General features: G+C 43.9%; 17 protein-coding genes. 9 read left to right on the forward strand and 8 right to left on the reverse strand.

Going from position 1 to position 19,296, the window contains the following annotated elements; all coding sequences use genetic code 11:
• Window positions 1–20: 20 nt before the first annotated feature.
• From ACI3E5_RS00935 to ACI3E5_RS00955, 5 genes are all read right to left on the reverse strand, one after another.
• Window positions 21–1,460, reverse strand: coding sequence for a 6-phospho-beta-glucosidase (locus ACI3E5_RS00935; RefSeq protein ID WP_498820708.1), 1,440 nt, complete (start codon window positions 1,458–1,460; stop codon window positions 21–23).
• Between the two features lie 32 nt (window positions 1,461–1,492).
• Entirely contained in the window at window positions 1,493–2,803 is a 1,311-nt protein-coding gene (locus ACI3E5_RS00940) for a PTS sugar transporter subunit IIC (protein WP_086293639.1), read from the reverse strand.
• A 159-nt stretch (window positions 2,804–2,962) separates the two neighbouring features.
• On the reverse strand, window positions 2,963–3,721 hold the full coding sequence (locus ACI3E5_RS00945; RefSeq protein WP_081117684.1) for a MurR/RpiR family transcriptional regulator: 759 nt from the start codon (window positions 3,719–3,721) through the stop codon (window positions 2,963–2,965).
• A 57-nt stretch (window positions 3,722–3,778) separates the two neighbouring features.
• A complete protein-coding gene (locus ACI3E5_RS00950; RefSeq protein ID WP_086293642.1) occupies window positions 3,779–4,705 on the reverse strand; it encodes an ROK family protein in 927 nt (308 codons plus the stop codon).
• A 9-nt stretch (window positions 4,706–4,714) separates the two neighbouring features.
• A complete protein-coding gene (locus tag ACI3E5_RS00955) occupies window positions 4,715–5,332 on the reverse strand; it encodes a GNAT family N-acetyltransferase (RefSeq protein WP_498820709.1) in 618 nt (205 codons plus the stop codon).
• A gap of 320 nt (window positions 5,333–5,652) precedes the next feature.
• Here ACI3E5_RS00955 and ACI3E5_RS00960 point away from each other — a divergent pair, with 320 nt between their 5' ends.
• The 4 genes from ACI3E5_RS00960 to ACI3E5_RS00975 all read left to right on the forward strand — a co-directional run bounded on the left by ACI3E5_RS00960 (window position 5,653) and on the right by ACI3E5_RS00975 (window position 8,943).
• A complete protein-coding gene (locus ACI3E5_RS00960) occupies window positions 5,653–6,021 on the forward strand; it encodes a YxeA family protein (protein WP_016609076.1) in 369 nt (122 codons plus the stop codon).
• A 295-nt stretch (window positions 6,022–6,316) separates the two neighbouring features.
• Window positions 6,317–7,663 (forward strand): amino acid permease, encoded by a 1,347-nt coding sequence (locus ACI3E5_RS00965; RefSeq protein WP_086293646.1) that lies wholly within the window; start codon window positions 6,317–6,319, stop codon window positions 7,661–7,663.
• A gap of 107 nt (window positions 7,664–7,770) precedes the next feature.
• Window positions 7,771–8,199 carry a DUF1761 domain-containing protein gene (locus tag ACI3E5_RS00970; RefSeq protein ID WP_086293648.1) on the forward strand — a complete coding sequence of 143 codons (429 nt, stop codon included), beginning with the start codon at window positions 7,771–7,773 and terminating at the stop codon, window positions 8,197–8,199.
• Window positions 8,200–8,442: 243 nt separating this feature from the next.
• Complete coding sequence (locus ACI3E5_RS00975; RefSeq protein ID WP_086293650.1) at window positions 8,443–8,943, forward strand: hypothetical protein; 501 nt, start codon at window positions 8,443–8,445, stop codon at window positions 8,941–8,943.
• Window positions 8,944–9,052: 109 nt separating this feature from the next.
• Here ACI3E5_RS00975 and ACI3E5_RS00980 read toward each other — a convergent pair whose 3' ends face one another.
• Window positions 9,053–10,189: a serine protease gene (locus ACI3E5_RS00980; protein WP_086293652.1), complete on the reverse strand. Its 1,137-nt coding sequence runs from the start codon at window positions 10,187–10,189 to the stop codon at window positions 9,053–9,055.
• 421 nt (window positions 10,190–10,610) lie between these two features.
• Between ACI3E5_RS00980 and ACI3E5_RS00985 the strand changes: the two genes are divergently transcribed.
• Both ACI3E5_RS00985 and ACI3E5_RS00990 read left to right on the forward strand, forming a co-directional pair.
• Window positions 10,611–11,996, forward strand: a complete 1,386-nt coding sequence (locus tag ACI3E5_RS00985) for a hypothetical protein (RefSeq protein ID WP_086293654.1) — start codon at window positions 10,611–10,613, stop codon at window positions 11,994–11,996.
• A gap of 4 nt (window positions 11,997–12,000) precedes the next feature.
• Entirely contained in the window at window positions 12,001–12,753 is a 753-nt protein-coding gene (locus tag ACI3E5_RS00990) for a hypothetical protein (protein WP_170924055.1), read from the forward strand.
• A gap of 101 nt (window positions 12,754–12,854) precedes the next feature.
• On the opposite strand, the gene ACI3E5_RS00995 is transcribed toward ACI3E5_RS00990, so the two are convergent.
• Complete coding sequence (locus ACI3E5_RS00995) at window positions 12,855–13,781, reverse strand: methyl-accepting chemotaxis protein (protein WP_086293656.1); 927 nt, start codon at window positions 13,779–13,781, stop codon at window positions 12,855–12,857.
• Between the two features lie 217 nt (window positions 13,782–13,998).
• Between ACI3E5_RS00995 and ACI3E5_RS01000 the strand changes: the two genes are divergently transcribed.
• The 3 genes from ACI3E5_RS01000 to budA all read left to right on the forward strand — a co-directional run bounded on the left by ACI3E5_RS01000 (window position 13,999) and on the right by budA (window position 17,599).
• Window positions 13,999–14,958, forward strand: coding sequence for an alpha/beta hydrolase (locus tag ACI3E5_RS01000; protein ID WP_086293658.1), 960 nt, complete (start codon window positions 13,999–14,001; stop codon window positions 14,956–14,958).
• Between the two features lie 253 nt (window positions 14,959–15,211).
• Window positions 15,212–16,864 carry an acetolactate synthase AlsS gene (gene alsS, locus ACI3E5_RS01005; RefSeq protein WP_086293660.1) on the forward strand — a complete coding sequence of 551 codons (1,653 nt, stop codon included), beginning with the start codon at window positions 15,212–15,214 and terminating at the stop codon, window positions 16,862–16,864.
• An 18-nt stretch (window positions 16,865–16,882) separates the two neighbouring features.
• The gene (budA, locus tag ACI3E5_RS01010) at window positions 16,883–17,599 is read left to right on the forward strand and encodes an acetolactate decarboxylase (protein ID WP_086293662.1); all 717 of its coding nucleotides are present in this window, start codon (window positions 16,883–16,885) and stop codon (window positions 17,597–17,599) included.
• Between the two features lie 143 nt (window positions 17,600–17,742).
• Here budA and ACI3E5_RS01015 read toward each other — a convergent pair whose 3' ends face one another.
• Window positions 17,743–19,230 (reverse strand): AcpB/EbpR/MafR family transcriptional regulator, encoded by a 1,488-nt coding sequence (locus ACI3E5_RS01015; protein ID WP_086293664.1) that lies wholly within the window; start codon window positions 19,228–19,230, stop codon window positions 17,743–17,745.
• Between the last annotated feature and the right edge of the window lie 66 nt (window positions 19,231–19,296).

Here is a 19,296-nt window from a genome sequence, read left to right on the forward strand (position 1 = left end):
GTTCGTCATGGAAGCAGTAATTAGAGCGTTTCACCATTAGAGGCGATCACTTGCTGGTACCACGCAAAGGAATCTTTTTTCAAACGATTCAAGGTTCCTTTGCCGGTATTGTCTTTGTCGACATAGATCATGCCATAGCGTTTTTCCATTTCGCCGCTGCCGAAGCTGACGATGTCAATGATCCCCCAAGGCGTATAGCCTAATAGCGGTACACCATCTTCAACCACCGCTTTTTCCATCTGTTCGATATGCTCTTTCAGGTAAGTGATGCGGTAGTCATCATGGACTTGCTGTTCATCGGTTAATTGATCGTAAGCACCAAAGCCATTTTCTACGATAAATAGCGGCAAGTCATAGCGTTGATAGATCGTATTTAACACATAGCGCAACCCGACTGGATCGATAGGCCAGCCCCAATCAGAAGCACTAATATAAGGATTCCTCACGATTTTTGCTCCCGGGATATCCTCAGTTGGTGTGCCAGCCACTTCATCAAGGGTTGAGATCGTTCCTGACATGTAATAGCTGAACCCAATATAATCAACGGTTCCCCCTTTTAATAGCGCTTGTTCCTCGGGCGTGATCTCAATCGTGATGCCTTTTTTTGCCCAATATTTTTGCACATAGGTTGGGATCTTGCCTCGTACGTGGACGTCGCTGTAAAAATAGCGCCGTTCATTGGCTTTGACGGATGCCATCAAATCAGCTGGCGCACAAGAGTAGGGGTAGACCGGGACATAGGCCATCATACAGCCAATCTGAAACTCTGGATTGATTTTTTTGCCTTCGATCACGGCTGCCGCACTGGCAATCAACTCATTGACGCCCGCTTGAAAGACGAGTGCTTCTTTTTGACTGTCATCCTCGATGATCATGGCAGAATTGGTCCAAACGTGCAGCGGCTCTTGCCCATCTGCTTGATTATTGATCTCATTGAAAGTCATCCAATACGTCACTTTGTCACGATACCGTTGAAAGACAGTCTTAGCGAATTTGACAAAGAGGGGAATCACTTCTTTGTTAGCAAACCCACCAAATTCTTCATAGAGGGCGCAGGGCATTTCAAAGTGGGACAAAGTGATCACGGGTTCGATGCCATTTGCCTGCAATTCTTCGAAAAGATCATCGTAATATTGGAGACCGGCTTCATTTGGTTCTTCTTCTGTTCCAGTTGGATAGATCCGGCTCCAAGAAATCGATGTCCGTAGACATTTCAAGCCCAGTTCTTTGAATAACTGGATATCTTCTTTGTAGCGGTGATAAAAGTCAATGGCTTCATGGTTCGGGTAATATTCCCCTTCAATGACGCCTTTGGTGATTTTACGGGGAATACCGTTGCCGCCGGCCGTCATGACATCGGCGGTACTCATTCCACGACCAGCAACATTCCAAGCGCCTTCCGCTTGATGGGCAGCGATCGCGCCGCCCCATAAAAAATCTTTTGGCATTTTTGCGGACATAAATTTCATTCCTCCTCGACTCATTCGTTTGCTTATAATTCTACTTTTTGGGAACGGTTAGAGGCGATCACGAATGGCAAATAGATCAAGACCGAAATCGCAAGACAAACGACACCGACAACCGCAGCGATCGCATTTCCTCCAGTTCCTAAAAAGAGATTAATGATTCCGGGGGTCGTCCATGGTACCCCAATCGCTGGGGTCGGCATGATCGGCCAGACAACAGTGACAAAATAACCCACTAAAATATTGACCATTGGCGTTAAAATAAACGGAATGATCATGATTGGGTTCAAGACGATCGGTAGACCGAAGATCATCGGCTCATTGATTTGGAAAATCCCTGGAACTAAGGACATCTTAGCGATCTCACGTTGTTCTGGACGTTTTGAGGCGATGAAAATCGCAATGATCAAGCCCAATGTCATACCAGTTCCGCCCATATTTGCGAACATATCATTTAAAACGCCCCAAGTTTCTTTGTAAGGAACGTCCCACAAGGAGCCGCCTTGGTTGATAAAGTCTAGGTTAGCTAGGTCCTGTTCGGTAAAAATCGCTGAACGAACCGCATTCAAAGTATTTGGTCCATGGATCCCGATCGCAAACAACGTAGTTTGCAAGAACGCCAAGATCAAGACACCGACGACATTGCCCCCCAGATCCCGCAATGGACTTTGGATCCCATTATAAATCAGTTCATTGATGCCTTCTGGTGCGATCATCAAAACTAAGAAATTGATCAAAGCAGTGACTGCCACGATGATCACGATCGGAATCATGCCAGAAAAGGAACGAGAAACTGCTGGCGGTACCATTTCAGGCATTTTGATCTGCAGTCGTTTGACTTTGAAAAGCTTCGGCAAGAATTCACCGACCAAACAAGCCACGATCATAGCTACGAACAACCCTTGGGCGCCTAAATATTGTGTGGAGATCACATTGACATCTTCTACTGCAAAGGAGGTCGGGTACAAGATCATAAAGGCAGCGACACTTGTCAAACCAACTAGCGTAGCATCTGCTTGGAAATGTTTGGCTAAAAGTTGGGCAACAAGAAACGCAATGAATAAACTCATGATGTTGATGGTCCCGTTCGCCACGGAAGCTAGGACTTGCTGGGCACTTTCCAGATTTGGGAAAAGTCGATTCAGTTGAAATAATTGCACGATGAAACTTTCATTGGAAAATAAAATATTGTTGACCAAAATAACGAGAGAAGAAGCGATGGTCAGTGGGAAAATCAGCATGAACGCATCCCGGATCGCTGCTACGTGGCGTTGATTGTTCAACTTTGTTGCGATTGGTACCAACGAGCGGTCTAACAGGTCATTGAATTTTTGCATAATAATAACACCTTTCCTTAATTGATGCCATCATTATAGCGAATGAAAGCGGCTAAAAGTAAGCGGATACGGATTCCGTACATATCTCTCAAGAAATGAAAAAAATTCCGCAGCCGGAACACAGTGTTACAAAAAAAGATGGTTCAGTAAACAGAACCATCAAGGGTTGGAACGATAATCTTGCAAATAACCGATCAGTGTTTCTAAAATCGCTACTGAAGGCAATTGACTAGTCAAATCAAGAAAGATGTCTTTGCGTTCCTCTTTGATCGCATACTCGATCGAATAATCGCACAGGCGTGCCAACGTACTTTCCCGATTGGGGGTAATGCAATATTTTTGCACGATTGCCTGATTCTCTAAGCCAGTAATGACTTCGATCAGTTCTTTGGTTTCACCAGAGACACTCAGAAAAACCAAAACATTTTTTTGATCTTTACGCAAAAAACTTTTGATCGGGTAGGTCAGCTCGTCTATGCTGATACTAAAGTACCCGAGACTGGCCAACTTGCGGGCAACGTATTGCGCGATCGCACCGGATGCCCCCATCCCCATAAATAAGATCAAATCAGCATCCCGCATCGCTTCGGCAAGTTTTCGTATTTGGTATTCCGCATCAGGGTGGAAGATCTGCATATTCAAGCCTTTGATGCGCGCTTCTAAACCTAAGTGTTCCGGATGCGCATCAAAATGAGCTTTTTCTAAATGATTTTTGATATAGAAGCGAAATTCTGGAAACGACTGAAAGCCGACTTTTTGAATAAAACGAAAGACCGAAGTCGAAGAGACATGAGCATCATCGGCAATGTCGCGTACGCGCATATACGGGATCTTTTCTAAGTGATTGACGATAAAACGGTAGATTTCTTGTTCTACCGCAGAGAGCTTGTTCAAGTTTAATTGTTCAAAAAGCGCCATGCTGGTTCCTCGCTGTCCTAGATAATCAATTTACACCAGTATAGCATATTCGAACTTTTAACGGTGCAGCTGTTGGTGGATCTGATAGACTGCGCCGATCAAGCCGGCATCGTTTTTTAGCTTCGCTGGACGAACAGGCGCGATGGTTTGTCCGCGCAAATAATTGATCGCTTCATGCCGTGTTTCCGTGATCGTCAAGCGAGCCTGCAGGCGTTCCCAGAAATAAGGATTGGCGCTGATGCCGCCGCCGATCAACACCAATTCTGGGTCAAAACAGCTAATCAAATTGATCAGTCCTACAGATAAATCCGTTAGAAATTGGTCCGTCAGCTTCAGCGCCAACGCTTCGCCTTGCTGCGCGCGGTCAAAAATTTCTTTGGCGTCTTGGGTGGGTTCAAAGCCAGGAACTGCTGCGCCAGCTAAATTGTAGAGGCGAATCAAGCCGCCCACGACGGCAGTTTTTTTATTGATGGAACTTTCCTCGATATTGCCTTCTTCTGGCAGCTGATCGATCACCATCCAGCCAAATTCACCAGCCATGCCATGAGCACCTCGGTAGACTTGGTTATTGATCACGATCCCACCGCCTACACCAGTGCCTAGGACAAGACACAAATAGTTGGCAGCCTCTTGCGCATTGCCGATCCATTTTTCAGCAATCGCTGCTGCATTGGCATCATTTTCCACCGCCACAGGCAATCCTGTACGCGCTTCCAAGGCTGCTTTAAAATTTTCACCATACAACGATTTGATAGCGCCCGCCGTTAACATAAACCCGTCTTTTTGAACGATCCCTGGGGCACTGATCCCAATACCATCAATCGTGTGGCGGCTCTGGGCATCTTCGATGATCGTGAGTAGATCCTGATAAAACTGCGCTGGCTCATAACTTGTGGGGATCGCTGATTTTTCAAGGATCACGCCGGTTTCATCCAAAACACCATATTTAATACTTGTTCCGCCAATATCAAATCCTACGTACATTCTTCTTCCTCACCTTCTAAAACATTGTTGCCTTAAGTGTACCATCTGGCAGGAGGAATTTTTTTCTTTTTTCAGATATTTTTTGCCTGCCGTTTCCGCTGCATCCAAATAAAACAAAATGTCACTTTTGCCTTCCTGATTGGTGCCTTTGTATACCTCCGTATCCAGACCTCCGATGCGAAAGCCTGCCCGCAAGTAGAACAGACAGGCAGAAGGATTGTTGTCCTGCGCTTGCGTGTAGATGCCGCGATAGCCCTTGGCAAGGGCCGCTTTCAGTGCCTGTTGGATCAGCAGTTGACCGACTCCTTGCTGGCGGTAGTCTGTGTTGACTTTTAAGTCATAGAGGTACAGATACTTGAAAAAAGCGTCTTGAACGATTGCTAAGCCGATGCATTTTCCATCATCATAAGCACCGATAAACAGACTGTTTCGGCTCATTTCATCATAGCAATAATTTTCATCTGGGAAACGCATCGTCTGAATGTCTTCAGGTGCAAATTTACAGATCGTGTACTGCCAGCTGCCCTCATTATAAGACGGCAGCATTTTCCCCCATAAGGAGAAGGGTTCGTTTTTCAAGCGGATATCAGCTTGGTGTTCTTGATCGATCCGTTTGATTTCTAGCATGGGGCACCTCGATTTTCTATAGATTTCAATCATGAGTATTTAAAAGTAAGTTGTTGCAGTTTAGTTTACTACAAAGAATGAAAAATCACGATACTTATTAAACAGTCTAGTCTTCCTGTGAGAAGGGACGATTTTGTAGGAGAACTTAGTTGTTTGTCTATACGTTGAGGTTGGAAAAAGCAGAAATATTCCATTGATACCTTAGTCACAATGACCGACGGAAAAATACGCCTTAAGTTTGATTATATTTATCGCTTGTTTTTTTATACTGAAGGTAGATAGAAAAAACGGAGGACAATCACTTGAAGAAAGCAATTAGTATGATCCTGCTCGTGTTAACGATCGGGACCGTAACATTGGTTACATGGTCTTATTTTACGAAAGATGATTCCAGCGAACTGGTTCAGCTGGTGGATCGTTTCAATCCGTTCGTACCGGAGAAAAAGGTCTATGTCAAAACATCCGACGAGTATGGCGTGTTGCAAGAACACGATTCCTACGAATATACACAAGAAGGAGTCAATGAAGATGGGCAAAAGATCAAAATCACGTTTTGGGCACCACAAAAGCTAAAAGAAAATGCCTACCTAGAGCTTGATGCAAAGGGCAAACATGTGGAGTCGTATCAAGAGGTGACCGAGCAAGATCTCCCTGACGCCGTCAAAGACGAGTTGGTTACGACTCATTGATCATCAAGCCTGCTTGAAAAAAAGGACAGGAAGTCATTTCCCGCAAGTTGGGAGATGGCTTTTTTCGTGCATTCACTTAGAGAAAAGCTCGCCAAGATTTGATTTAGGTGAAAAAGATTAGAGGATGATAGAATTTTCAGAAAAAATAGATAATTTTTTCAATTCTTAGTTGCAATAGCAGAAGCGTCTGGTATTCTCTATGAGGTAGTTTAAAAAAATCATTTATATAATTAAAAATAGCAACAGTGAGAGAATCACCTTGTATGGAGGATCAACGGTTTTCAAGGAGGAACCTATGACAGAAAAAAATCAATTAAAAAAGCAGATGAAAACCAGACATATCACTATGTTGGCACTAGGTGGCGCCATCGGTGCTGGCCTATTCAAAGGCAGCGGTGAAGCGATCCAGTTAGCGGGACCTGCGGTCTTGCTGGCGTTTATTTTTTGCGGGCTGATCTTATTTGTCGTCATGACAGGACTGGGACAGTTGGTCTTATCTGACCAAAAACAACATGGCCTTTCGGGCTTAGTCCAGCCATATCTTGGCGTGCATACAGCCGATTTCATCGACTGGATCTACTGGTCGATGTGGATGATCAACATCATCGCCGAAGCAGTTGCTGCCGCAAGTTTTTTGCAGTTGTGGTTTCCCAATATTCCAGCTTGGATCTTTGTGTTGATTTTGGCACTACTCACGACCATCATCAATTTGTTTTCGGTTCGCTTGTTTGCGGAAACGGAATACTGGCTTTCCTGGGCCAAAATCAGTGTGGTGATCGCGTTGATCTTGGTGGGTCTCTATCTGGTTGCCACGCAAATCTTTGATTTGGGCTTTTTCCCGACGATGAGCCAAATGACAGACTATGGTGGTTTTGCCCCTCATGGTCTCAAAGGATTTATCAATTCGTTATTGGTCGTAATCTATTCGTACGGCGGTTCTGAATTAGTAGCCATTACGATCAGTGAAGCAGAAAATCCCAAAAAAGCGATCCCGCAAGCAATCAAAGGAGTGATGACTCGGATTGCCGCTTTTTACATCATTCCCTTGTTTCTTTTACTGATCATTTATCCGTGGAATCAATTAGCCGATCCAAATGTCAGTCCTTTTGTGATGGTGTTTCAAAAAATCCATGTCCCGTTTGCCTCCGACATCGTCAATTTAGTGATTATTTTGGCTTTGTTTTCGTCAATCAATTCTGGAGTCTATGCTTCTTCAAGAACGTTGTTTTTCCGATTAAGCAACAATGGCCAGAAAAAAAGCCGCTTTACGATGCTGAATAAAAACAGCGTGCCCCAACGAGCGATCATGTTTTGCAGCGGTACTTTATATCTTGGAGTCGTTCTTTCTTACTTTTTAGGCGACAAACTCTTCAATTATCTAGCAGGCTCCCTGTCTTATACTGTATTGCTGATTTGGTTGTTGATCAGTGTGGCGGCGTTTGTTTTGGTACGCAAGCAGCAGAAAATGGGCTATACGATTTTTTTGGGTGGGGCGATCCTTGCGTTGCTTTTGCTGTTTGCCGGTATCTTGATCACTAACCCATTAGCGGTCACAGGTTTCACCGCATTGCTGTATACGATCATTTTTCTTAGTTTTTATTGGAACCATCGAAAAATAGGGGAAACCAGTGAAAAAAGTTGAAGAAACATCCCTTAAGACATAAACTGATGGAGAAGGAACCCCGCGTTCGGTTGTTTCTTCGGTTCTCAGGAATGTGACGATAAAATAAAGTGTAGGAGAAAACGATAATGGTTAATTTTTGGACATTGATTTTCGGTACCCTCAGCTGGGTCGTGGTGGAAAGTCTGCTTTACAATCCGATGCATAAGTGGGGCAAGTTTTGGGCGAAAGAATCAGGAATGGCAGAGAAGATGAACGGTCAACAGATGACGACCGGAGACATGCTCTTTACCTTTGGCGGAACGATCGTTGGTGGGATTCTCTTATCGGCAGCGACCTATCAAGTCGTCTATTGGTTTGCCACATTCGATCATGATGGTTGGCTGATGACCTCCTTGCAAGTCGCTTGCTTATTGTGGTTAGGGGTTTATGGGGTCGCCACCTTCGTGATGGCTGTTTACTCGGGACAGTCCCGCAAATTAGTCGGGTTGCACCTTGTGAATGGGTTTCTAGGAGTGATCGTTTTAGGACTTGTTGTCGGACTAATTGGACAATAGGCAGCGATCATACTACGGAACGGGCTTTCAACGACATCAAATGAAGCAAGTAATCCTAATAAATGTAGAAAACCAATCTTTTTAATAAGGTTGGTTTTTTGTGTAAAATTAACGTAACTACAAAAAACAGCTATGTAAGCAAATAATTTGTGCTATACTGAAAGCAACTGAATCGAATAGGATAAACCAAACCACGCGAAAAATCATGAAAGAAGGAAACTGAGGCACAACGAGGAGGGGGAAATGAAAGTGAAAAGCAAGTTAGGTAGAGGAATATTTGCTACCGTTTGTTTAGCGGCGTTATTTTTTTTGGCAAGCTGCAGTCGCTCAGGGGTTGACTCTGCAGCTGCGAATCAAGTATTGACCAATAGCAACAGTCATCAACAATATGCTTTGTATCTATTTGAAGATGGAAAGATCACTGTCAATAAAACGCTGACTTTTTTTACCAATCCGAATCAATCACCTGCGGATATCGCGGAGAAACAAGAAGAACAGTTAGCGCAGATCAATGAACATCTGCAAGCAGAGTTTCCCAAAAGCAAAGCACTGACTGCGGCAGACATTGGTCCTATGCACACTTTTGAAGTGACAAATGCCCATGTGATCATTGATCAAGAGAAAAAGGAAGTGCGCATGACTGGTGATGATTTTGAGAAAGTATTCAAAATGGCGGACAACAATGACAAGCGTCTAATCGATGACGAACAAAACGAGTACGAGTTTTCTTACGATGAGAAATAGCAAGTGATAAAAAAGCGGCTGTCTCCGAAGAGACAACCGCTTCAGACTGTGGACAAACCTTAGGCAAAAATGAGGTTTGTTTTTTTTCGTTGCAAAATATTAGTGACTATTACGGAAAACATTTTGCGCAAGGAGTAAGTCCGCGACTTTGCGCTTCTGCTAAAGTGGCAGGCGTGTAGGTACCGTTGCCGCATTTTCTCGTATGATATTTCGAACCTGTTGGTGTAACGAGGACCGACGTTTGGGCTTGATTGCTAGCAGCGGCTGGCTGACTTTGTTCTGGCACAGCGGCGGCTGCCTGCCGTTCTTCCTCCGCCTTAGCTTGTGCGGCTGCTTGTTCGTTGGCAGTGATCGTTTGCGCCACTGTTTTCGTTCGAGCAGCTAATTCCTCATCGGGGGTCTTGAGACGAGCGACAGCATCTTTTGCACGAGCAAGGGTATCTTTTGTCGGCTCCGCCTCTGCCGCTTCCACCGCTTGGACAGCTTCTGCAACGAGTGCTTCTGCTTCTTTCTCAGAAATCTTAGTTTCTACAGTGGATAACCGACCTTCAAACGTTTCCTTGTTCAAAACCGCTTGTGCGACCAATTCTTTTGCCTGATCGAAATCCCTGCGCTCAAGAGAAGCTTCAGCGGTATCAAGGGCTTTGCCGATGGCAAGGTGTTCTTCAACTACAGCTAGCCGAGTAGCGAGATCTTCGTAGGTTTTACTTAAAGCATGAATCAGCGTCACGGCTTCGTCATAATTCTTTTGGTTTGGCTGGGTTTCGGCAAGAGCCAGTGCCGTCTCAGCTTTTTCCAGTGCTGCTTGTTCTTGTCTTTCAGCTTGTAAATTTGCTAGAAATGCGCGAGAAGGTTTGACGTTGACGACTTCTTCTTTGGTGCTTCCACCCATTGAGGCTTGGAGAGTAAATTCCTGTTCCTCTTCATCTTCAAGTTGCACGGTGTAAGAAAATGTTTCGTCCGCCAGCGAAACCTCCACCCCGTTGATCGTCAGTTGCGCTTCTGGGTTGGTTTGACCCGTAATCGCCGCTTCGCCTTGCTCGTTGGTAACCAGTTCTGCTTCATCTACGTGAAGCTCCGGTGTTGCTGCAGGAGTCATTAATGCCCCGCCAATCAATAAGAGAAAACCACCCATAAAAATAACGATCTTGTTGCGAAGCGGCTTTTTCTTGATCAACCCAAGAATAAAAAAGATTCCGCTTACAACCATTGTCAAAAAACCAATAAAAAAAATAAACATCCCCATAACTTTCTTCATTTCCTTTCTTGTGAATATTTCAATTATAACATTTTTCCTAACTTATAAGCCATCCATAACCGGTAATCAATGCTGATAAGAGTAGAAGGGAGGAGCAATCGCAAATCAATGTCTATTTTTATCAATAAAAAATAGATTTACTTTATTTTTTGTTATAATATGATACGTAACTGGGTGTTTTATCTGTATTGTCTTTTTCGAAAGGGCACTTAGTTTTAGTACGTTTTTTTACTTCATCACTGAAAAAAGACGTTAAGATCATACATAATGAAACGAGCAAACATCTGTAAATCAGCAGGTTCCTGTGGTATCTTCCCCCAAAAGCCGCCATAAAAATAGACGGTTCTCCCCTCTAAAAAATCAACTAGGTTATCAACAAGAAAATATGTATTCAAAAAAAGGAGTAAAAATGAAAATCACCCAAATTCAATGTCCCAGCTGTTTGGGACGTCTAGAAGTTGATTGGGACTCAGGAAAAGCTGTCTGTCAGTATTGTTTGAACGAGTTGCTGATCAAACCGGAACTTCGAAAAACGGAACAAAAGAAACCAGAGGCCACACTCAAAGATTTAGCGCACATTCAAGGATCAGTCAAAGAAGGCTTCTATCCCTTTGCCTATGACGAAGAGGGGTGTCTCCAGGCCTTGAAAAAGCAGCTGGCTTGGCAGGACACCATTTCGGAAAGTGTCTTTTTTGAGCTCGAATTAGTTCAGCTGAAACGTGTATTTATCCCCCTGTATTATTTTCAGATCGACTATGAAGCCCAAGTAAGAGGGGCTTATGTGCATCAGGAACAGCAGAGGGGACAGGGGCGTATCAGTGCCAGTATTCATTTACATAGCAGTGGCAACACCACGGTTTTCAGTGAAGTGTTTCCGACGGATGCCCAAAAAGAGGCTGACTACAGTATCAATGGCAAACTGCCGCTGCATATTAAAAAAGGAGCCGCTTATTGCACAGAGATGCAGCAGTTTTCGGCACATAACCAAGACGTCCAAGTGCTACCTTTTGATATTTCTAGAGAAACGGCACTCGCTGATCCCCATTTATTGGAAGCCTTTGAAGCGGGAGCGAGAGACTATTTGATTGGAACAGAAACCCCAAGCGAGCTTCAACTAACCCTTTTTCCTAAGCATTGTGATACGGAAAAACTGTATTTTCCTTATTACATCGGCGAATTCAGGTACGGAAACCAAACCTATTCTTTCGTGGCTGATGGTACCGATGCTGAACAGCTCTTTCCAACCGAGCTTCCTGAATGTGAACAGCTGGTGCAAGTCAAGAAAAGTTTTTCTAGGACCAGCAGTGTTCTTTGGCGGTTCTGCTATACCTTCTTTTTTGTGGGATTTTTTTCTGGAATTACTTCGAATCTTCTATTTGATGGGTTTTTATTACCGGCTGTTGCCTTTAGTCTGCTCGCTTCAGCGGTCATCTTGCTGATTGCTTGTCTTGCGACTTGGTATTTCTTGCTCGTACCAGAGGTCAAGTTTTTCTCAGAATACGGCAGATTCAAAGCGGAACTTTCTCAAGCATTGAGTCAGCCGGATGCATCAACAGCTGCCGTGAAGAAAGCTTTTGATGCGCGTAGGAAGAAACTCGTCCGGAAAACAGTATTTTACAGCAGTCTCGAAAATATGGCGTTTGAATTCGCCTTGATCCTTTTTTTAGCATTCCTGATTTGGTATTTCGGTTTTTATGGCTTATCGCTTCTAGTGCTGCTGGCGTTTGTCAGCTGGAATACGATCCGTATTTTTACAACGAATAGCTCCGATACCTGTATCAAAACGAAAGGATGATCTCATGGATATCATTCCCATTCAATGTCCCCATTGTTTAGGGGAACTAGAAGTAAACTGGGGTGTTGGCACGGCAGTCTGTCTGTATTGCCGAGGCAAAATGGTCATCAAATTGCCCTTTGACCACGCCAAAATTGACCAGTCCAGTTCCCTGACGGACAAACAGCTTGCGCTGACCCAGCTGGCAGCTCTCCTGAAGAAAATCAGTCTGTCATCTGTTGCTCCTAGGGAAAACGCACCATCAGCCGACGTTTTCGTTGGACGGGAGCAGCCAAAACCAACGTCAGGAAACCAGGCGTCTCCGATTCAAAGGGCGCCCATCCATCAGCACAACCAGCGACAAAACCGTTTGACTGCCTTTTTTCAAAAACAAAATTTTTTGTTCTATTTCTCTGGAGAAAGACAAGTGCTGCCACGGCAATGGCAAAGCCAAGTCCTTGCTAGTTTTCAAGTGCCTGAAACGGAGACACCTCTGGCGCTGCTAACGGCAAAGATGACTGGCAAGAAAGCGAATGCGGGGCTACTTTTTGGTATCGAGCGAGTGTATTTGTGCACGTACGAAAAGAAAGAAAAACGAATAGCCAGTTTTTCGTGGAGTATTTGGAAAACTCTTTCCTTTTCGTTCCAACATAAAATCTTTGGCAGTTTTTTGGTGGTTCAACAGGAATATCGTGTTCCTCTCCAAGCATTGGGCTTTACGACCCAATCATTTTTGCAAGAATTACAGCAGTTGTTGCAAGAGTGGGAGGCTGGCTAGTGCTGAGTATCAATAAAATCAAATAACGGATCAATTTATTGGTCAAAAAAAACAAAGAGAGCGTCGCAAACAGCGGCGCTCTTTTTTTATTCATTTGGTTTCTAGGTTTCCAACTCAGCGTCGTTGGTTTCTGATAAATACTCGGCTTCATCGTTTAAAAGACTGGCCGTCGTTCGCAGCGTGTCGTAAGAATGCAAAACGGCAGCGAGGCTTTTTTGTGAATCACTGATTTTCATGGTCGTCGAATCGGCACTATCTAACACGACTAAGGCTTGTTGGTTGATGGCTTGCATGGTTGCGGCAATGGTTTGGGTCAACTGCTTGGTCTGTTCGGCTAATTTTTGCATTTCATCGGCAACTACCCGAAAACCAGCTGCCTGTTCGCCGATTCGTGCTGTTTCGATGGAAGCGTTGAAGGATAGCAGTTTGGTTTGTTGTGCAATGCGGTCGATGTCATGCAGCACCGCTGTCACCTGTTGGCTATCCATTTCTAAGGCATGGGTCGTTGCTTGATTTTGATCAGACAGCCGTTTGACTTGCGCCAAGTTCTCTGACAAATGATCGACTTGCTGGTGCCCGTTGGCAGAAAGTCGTGTCAGGGAGGCAGCACTTTCTTGCACTTTTTTGATAGTGACCGCTAAGGCTTGTTCTCTTTGGGTAATGTCAAAAGCGATTTTGACGACGTTGACGACTTCTTGCTGCTCATCGAGGACAGGGAAGTAGCTCCCTTCTAAAATCAGTTTTTCTCCTTGTTTGTTTTTCCGAATGATTTTGTCTTGAAACCGTTGCTTTGAGTAAAGCAGTTGATTCCAGAAAGCTTGGTAATCCGTACTGACAGCATAATGGTCAAAACAAAAGGTCCGATGCGGTAAGCCAATGATTTCTTCTTGGCTGTACCCTAGGATATCAGTCATGTTGGCATTGGCGAAAACAACTTCTTTTTGCGGATCAAAGACTATGACAGCGAGTTCTTGAAAAATAGCAGCGAGCAGACGGTTATTTTGTGTTTCATCTAATGTGAATTTCATACGTACTTACCTACGCCTTTCAGTTTTTGGGAAGTTTACACAGCGAGTGTCTTACAGTTATCGGTCATGAAGGCAAGGCAGTTAAGAGTGCAAAAACCACCTTTTTTGTCGAACAAAATGCCTGGAAACAGAAGAAAGCAAGATTCTTTGCATCAGAATGACTTGGTGGTACCCTTAAGGTCAACATGAACGATTTCAAACAAAAGGAGAGAATCGTATGACAGATAGAATTTCGTTGGAAAAAGCAGCCGTTGAATTTAGTGAGGCAAATGCACCGCACCCACGGATCTATGAATTACCGCCAGAAGAAGGGCGCGCATTATTGGAACAAGTCCAAGAGTCACCCGTCAATAAATTGGCGGTTGAGATAGAAGATCAGACCGTTGATACAGGCGAATGGGGGACCATCAATGTTCGTTTTGTTCGTCCTGAAGGAAATCATGCGATTCTCCCTGTCATTTATTATCTCCATGGCGCGGGTTGGGTCTTCGGCAGTGCCGCGACTCATGATAAATTGATCCGTGAATTGGCGGTACGAACCAACTCGATCGTCATTTTTCCTGAATATAGTCGTTCACCAGAAGCAAAATACCCAACGGCAATCGAACAAAATTATGCGGTCTTGCAGCAATTACCGGGATTTGTCGATGTCAAAGGCTTAGACCTTAGCCGTTTGACCGTGGCTGGCGATTCCGTAGGTGGGAACATGGCGACCGTTATGACCTTGTTAACGAAAGCCCGTGGTGGCATTCCGATCGCACAACAATTATTGTTCTATCCGGTGACAGATGCCCGCTTTGATACGCCTTCGTATGAAGCATTCGGTGAAAATTATTTTCTGACCAAAGAAGGGATGCAATGGTTCTGGGATCAATACACGACGGATGAAACACAGCGGAATCAAATTACCGCTTCTCCTCTACGCGCGACCAAAGAGGAGTTAGCCGATCTGCCGCCAGCGTTGATCATTACAGGCGAAGCAGATGTCTTGCGGGATGAAGGGGAAGCCTATGCGCAGCATTTACGAGCAGCTGGCGTGGAAGTCACCCAAGCACGGATGCAAGGGATCATCCATGATTTTGTGATGGTCAATGCGATGGATCAGACCCAAGCCGCACGAGCTGCCATGATACTGGCTGTCGGTTGGTTGACGGAAAAAAATGTCCCCGCAGAATAAGAAACCGACGAAAGAACTTCTTTTTAAGCGGTGTTCTGATACAGAAAAGGATGTATGGAGTGGAGCGATCCACTCCTTTTTTTGTCGGAAAAATGGAAAGACATACACCTGCAGTCTGAAGCAAATGCAAACGCTCTCTAAAAAACCGCGTTTTTATAGTACAGATATTAATAAGTGTTTTTCGTTGATAAATAAATAAAAAGTGCTATTATATGTATTGTGATTAATACAGTTTTTGAAAAGAGGTAATACAGTGAGTGCAAAAGGATCAGAAATCATTGTTGAAAGTTTAGAAAATCATCGGGTGCCTTATATCTTTGGGATTCCTGGTGCAAAAATCGATGGCGTCTTTGACGTGTTGAGTGAACGGGGACCAGAGTTGGTTTTGGCACGACATGAACAAAACGCGGCATTTATGGCACAGGCAATCGGTCGCCTGACAGGAGAGCCAGGAGTCGTCATTGCAACAAGTGGACCAGGAGCCAGTAATTTAGCGACTGGGTTGGTCACGGCAACTGCCGAAGGCGATCCCGTCTTGGCACTAGCAGGCCAAGTGAAGCGTTCTGACCTTTCAAAATTGACCCACCAAAGCATGAATAATGCGGCGTTGTTTGCGCCGATCACGAAATTCAGCAGTGAAGTCCAAGATCCTGAAACCCTTTCTGAAAGTATTGCCAACGCTTTTCGCATCGCAAAAACAGCGAAAAAAGGGGCGAGCTTTTTATCCATTCCTCAAGATGTGACAGACGGAACTGTCCAAGGGGCAGCGATCAAACCACTATCTTCGCCTAAATTAGGCAGTGCCGATGCAGAAGATATCCAGGCACTCGTCGATCGGATCAAAGAAGCCAAACTGCCCGTCTTACTCTTAGGGATGCGGGCTTCAGGCGTCAAAGAAACACAAGCGATTCGTCATTTAGTTGCAAAAACTGGGTTGCCTGTCGTAGAGACCTTCCAAGGCGCTGGGATCATTTCTCGTGAATTAGAAGAGCATTTCTTTGGCCGCGTCGGCTTGTTCCGCAATCAGCCCGGTGATATGCTGTTGAAACGCAGCGACTTAGTGATCGCTGTGGGGTACGACCCGATCGAATACGAAGCTCGCAACTGGAATGCGGAAAAAGATGCCCGCGTGATCGTCATCGATGAAGTACCGATGGAGATCGATCCATTTATGCAGCCCGAAGTTGAACTGATGGGCAGTATCGCGAAAATTATTGAACAGCTATCAAAAGCCATCGATCAGTATCACTTGAGCGAAGACGCTCGCAACTATTTAACGACGCTGCAAACCAAACTCAATGAAAAACCAGCGGATGTCGAAGGCAGCAACAATACCTTACATCCCCTAGAAATCATCGATGCTTTGCAACAAGAAGTGACCGATGACATGACGGTGACGGTGGATGTCGGCAGCCACTACATTTGGATGGCCCGTCATTTCCGCAGCTATGAGCCACGACACCTGCTCTTTAGTAATGGCATGCAGACCTTAGGAGTCGCTTTGCCATGGGCGATCGCTGCAGCGCTCGTGCGACCAAATACTCAAGTGATCTCTGTATCTGGCGATGGTGGCTTCTTGTTTTCTGCCCAAGAGTTAGAAACAGCCGTCCGTTTGAAACAAAACATCATTCACTTGATTTGGAATGACGGTACCTACAATATGGTGAAATTCCAAGAAGAAATGAAATATGATCGTGCTTCTGGGGTTGATTTTGGACCAGTTGATTTCGTAAAATATGCCGAAGCATTTGGTGCCAAAGGTTTGCGGGCAACCACTAAACAAGAATTGATGGCAGCCATCGAAGAAGGCTTTGCCACGGATGGTCCAGTGATCATTGACATCCCTGTGGATTATTCAGATAATGCCGATCTGGGCAAAACGATCCTACCTGATCAATTTTATTAAGACCAAAGGAGCAGCAAGATGAAAGTGAAAAACAAAAGTTATTTATATCAGCATGGTACCCTAGGTGGGTTGATGCAGGATTTAATGGATGGCACGGAGCAAATCGGCAAAATGCTTGAATATGGTAATTTTGGGATCGGTACGTTGGCTGGTTCCAATGGGGAAGTAATTATTTTAGATGGTGAAATCTACCATGTAGACGAATCGGGCAAGGTGCAAGTGCTCCAAGGAAATGAAGGAACCCCTTATGCGGCAGTCGTTGATTTTTCTGCGGCGAAGCACCTACAGGTCAGCCAAGAGATGACCGATGAAGAAGTGAAAAATCACGTCCTGACAGAAGTCAGTCCGAATTTGTTTTCCGCTGTCAAAATCCATGGGGTATTTGCCAAGATGCACGTCCGCGTTGCCCCAAAGCAAGAAAAACCGTACCCAAAATTCATTGAGATCATCCAGCATCAGCCGGAATTTCAAGCAGAAGATATCAGTGGTACGATCGTCGGGTTCTTTACCCCGTTGTTGTTCCACGGTGCTGCGGCCGCCGGTTTCCACCTGCATTTTATTAGTGATGACCGCACATTTGCTGGTCATGTCTTGGACTTTGAAGTGGCGGCAGGCGAAGTCGAATTGATGGAACTAGCTGAATTTCGTCAGCATTTTCCTATTGATAATCAAGATTACTTGCAGCGGGAGATCGATGTTGCAAAAATCGCCAAAGATATTGAATCAGCGGAATAAGCAACGGTAGATTTCTTAATAGACAAACGATAAAAAGCAAGCTAGAATCGCATTCTAGCTTGCTTTTTGTTATGGACGGTTTTTTGTAGCATGACAAGCTACCCGTGTTCCCTTGAGATCTCCTTTGATTCAGAAATCGCAAATCAATTGTTATCTAATACGACTAAGCGTAATATTCGTGTGTTGATTTTATTCAATAATCGATTCCAGTCGGAGGCATCGGGGATCGGTTTTAGCAAGATGCTTTCGACGTCCAATAAATACTCTGTAGCATATTCAGAGTAATTAGTAATCAAAAGCTCAATATTTTTTTCCTTCAAATATTCGTGTGACAGTTCATTCGAATCAGGATAGTACATCGTATGATAGGCACCTAGGTAGCGACGAATAATATTTTCAGCATACTCGCAGACATATTCATTGCCTTCAAAAATCACGGCAATCGTCCGTGGGGAGCCCCAGTTTGCTTCCTTGATGGATTCCATGTACATAGTGAGACTGGCACAAAAGTCATTTAAGTATTTTCGAGAATAGAGCTTTTTCACTAAGGTGTGTGTAAAGAGGAAATCATAATTTTTTTGATACTCTTTTGCGAACTTCTCTTTGACAAATTGATTTAAATCATCAATGTTTATGTTCATAGTCAAAGAGAGCAATTCTCGTAACTTTACTACGATGAAAAAAGACTCAAGCCAAAGGAAGTCTTTTCGTTCATCGAGACTGTTGCCTTGGTTTTCTGCATAAAAATCGCTGACGATCTGTTTAATTTCAGGCCAATAGTTATATGTTCGACAAAATTCTTCGCAAGAAGGACTATTGATTTTACGACGGCAAATAATACAGGTGAAAATATAAACAGCTTCTGCCTTAGGAAGTTCATAATTAAAATGTCGTTGCATGATTTTTTGCAACTCTTGATATTGTGATAACAAATTATTTTTCTTGATCAGTTCATAGAGCTCAGAAGATGGTTTTGCCAAAAGACCTCGTTTGCTGCGCTCGATGCTGATGTAAAGAACATAGGCAAAATAGGAGAAGGAAGAAGACTGCATTTGTTTTGCTTGCAGAAGAGCAGTGATCTCCTTGATCGCTTCTTGTACATTGATTGAAGGAAATATCGTGTTGATGTTGATGTCAGACTCATAGTAAAAAAGACAAAAAAATTTACGGATATCAATTTCAGATCCTGCAAATGTCACTGGATTAGTCTTAAGACGAAGGTTAAAAGGATGTAAGTAAATTTCGATTTTTTTAAAATAACTAAGCAATGACTGCTCAGAAAGGTTGAGTGAAAGGCTCCAATCCATCAATGATTGGACCTCATTAAAAAAGATACTTTCGAAAATCAAAAAAATTGGTTCATCCTTGACCATGGCTTGTTTTTTTCTGCGATAAGATTCGTGATCAAGCTCTTCGAAGAAATACCCGACTTTAGCCGCATGGATTTCGATTGAGTCACTAAAATAGTTCCGAATACTAGCGATATCTGAGATAACCGTCCGCGTACTACTTTTGGTTATTTTAGCCAAGTCGTTAAGAGTACAAGTGGGATTTTTTTCAAATTCATCTAATAATTGTAACCAACGAACAAGAGAACGATTTTTCATGAATTTTAATTGAAATGTTTTCATAGTAGTCTCCCATCATATAAAATAGCCATTTATAAAAAAGGTGTGCAATCCTTTGGTTTGTGTCGG

The sequence above is a fragment of the Candidatus Enterococcus avicola genome (assembly GCF_047470845.1).
Classification (GTDB): Bacteria; Bacillota; Bacilli; order Lactobacillales; family Enterococcaceae; genus Enterococcus_D; species Enterococcus_D casseliflavus.